Source organism: Streptomyces niveiscabiei, from assembly GCF_001419795.1.
GTDB classification, from domain to species: Bacteria; Actinomycetota; Actinomycetes; order Streptomycetales; family Streptomycetaceae; genus Streptomyces; species Streptomyces niveiscabiei.
The window spans coordinates 1-1966 of sequence record NZ_LIRL01001301.1; the positions used below are offsets into that span (position 1 = coordinate 1).

The 1966-nt window shown below is 70.0% G+C and carries 1 pseudogene; it reads left to right on the plus strand.

Annotated elements, in window-relative coordinates:
- Window positions 1–21: 21 nt before the first annotated feature.
- Window positions 22–1966, plus strand: a pseudogene (locus AOK24_RS43370) (HD domain-containing protein); the annotation flags it as partial.

Below are 1966 nucleotides of genomic sequence, written 5' to 3' on the forward strand. Positions count from 1 at the left end.
GATTTGTATAAGAGGCAGGCCGTGGAGGCTGTGCCGGGGACGTTGTGGTGGGTCGACGGGGGTGGGGCCATCCTGTGCGACGGGATCGCCACCGACCGGGAGCCGTTCGGGTACGTGGTCGATCTGAACGGGGCACACGCCGGGCAACTCAGTGTCAGCCGGAAGGAGTTGCAGGGGTACGACACCGGGTGGGTGGAGTCCCTGTGGCGGCGCGGGGCGGAGGCTCTGGCCGCCTCCTCGCTTCCGTCGCTCCGGTGGACGTGGCAGATGGACAAGCGGAGTCCGGCGGCGGCGCGGGTGCTGGACTCGGAGTGGCGGGGCAAGGGGGTGGCGGTCGAGAGGGCGGAGGGTGAGCCGGTGTCCTTGGACCAGGTGGGGTGGTTCTCGCAGGACGAGACCCTGGTGGACAACCCGAACACGCGAGCGGCTCACGAGACGTACCTGCCGTGGCGTGCCCAGGTCTTCGGGATGTCACGGCGGGGTCAGGAGATGGCGTTGCCGACCAGCCTTGCCGGTCATCCGGTTCCCGTTCCGGGGGACGCGGAACTCGTTCAGCACGTTCCTGCCCGCTGGCATCACGTCCTGCACCGGTCCGCGGTACAGGAGACGAGCCCGGAAGCGGTGCAACGCCGGCTGCGGAGCCTGCGCGTCGTCCACCCGTCCTATGCTCCCCTGCCCTGGACGGGCGACGTCGTGAGTCACGTTCCGGAGAACGACGCGTTCCTCAAGAACTTCGCTCCGGGCTCCGGCACCTTGGGCCTGGTGCATCGAGGCGACGGGACCTCCCATTGGGGTTCCCTGGTCGTGCTCTCGGCCCGATCCTCCGTTTCCCTGGGCGAGTTGGTCCGCAGACTCGCCCCCTTGCAGCCGCTTCTCCCCGCCCCCCTGCCGCAGGTTCCGGAACACCACCGGGATCACGTGTGCACGAACAGCGACCTTCAACTCCTGTTCCGTACCTCGTCCGACCGGACCTTCCTGGAGCTGCCCACCACCCCTCTGGAGCTCGAAGAGGTCGCCGATGAAGCGGGGGTGGGAATGCTGGAGGTGCACCGTGCGCTAACCGCATTCTCCTGGCTGGGCTGGCCGGTTCCGCCGGAGGACGAGATCCGTTCCTGGAGCCTCCTGGACGAGGACCTCCGGGACTTGATGGGCATCTTCGTCCGCGACGGTCTGCTGCTGTGGGCGGCGACCGTGGACTACGCCGACACGCTGGACACCGACCTCGCGTCGGCCGAGGAAGCGCTCGCGCCGGTCGCCGAGGGACTCCGCCTGCGCTACGAGCGCCGTTACGCACCCGGCACCGGGGCCGGCTGCACACGCCCCTCGACCGATACGGCCCGCCTGGTCCGAGGGCTGGCGTTCCTCGGCAGGGACCTGGAGGACGGTGTGACCGTCGAGGATCTCTCCCTCGCCGTGCGCAGGACCGCCGATGTCGAGGACCTGTTCCGCGCGGCGGCGGATCTCCAGAACGCGGGCGTCAGCGTTCCGGTGGTCTCCCTCGTCGTCGACTGGGACGGCCTGCCGCTCCACGACCGCTACATCCTCTCCGGCAAGGAGGCGTCCCTCCAGGAGGAGGACTACCCCGCCTACGAGACGACCTCGGCCGTCCTGTTCAACGCGGCGGAACACCTCAACGAGACGCTGGGAGAGGTGTGGTCGTCGGCAGCGCGGTACGCCGACGGCTACGGGTTCGCGATCCCCGAACTCCCCGTTCACCTGGGCGACTTCCGGCCCGACAGAGCCATGGTGCCCGCGCTGCTCGCCCACTTGGACAACCCCGACCACACGCTCGGCACCCCCGTCTGGCGCCCCCTGCGCCCCCGAGGTCTCGCGGCCTACGCCCACCGCCGCGCCCTCACCCCTGCCGCGGCGTACGCACAGCTCCTCGTCCTCCGTGGGATCGGCGCCCTCGTACCCGAACTCTCCCCCCAGGACGTCGGAGCCCTCCCCGCCCAAGTCCCCGCCC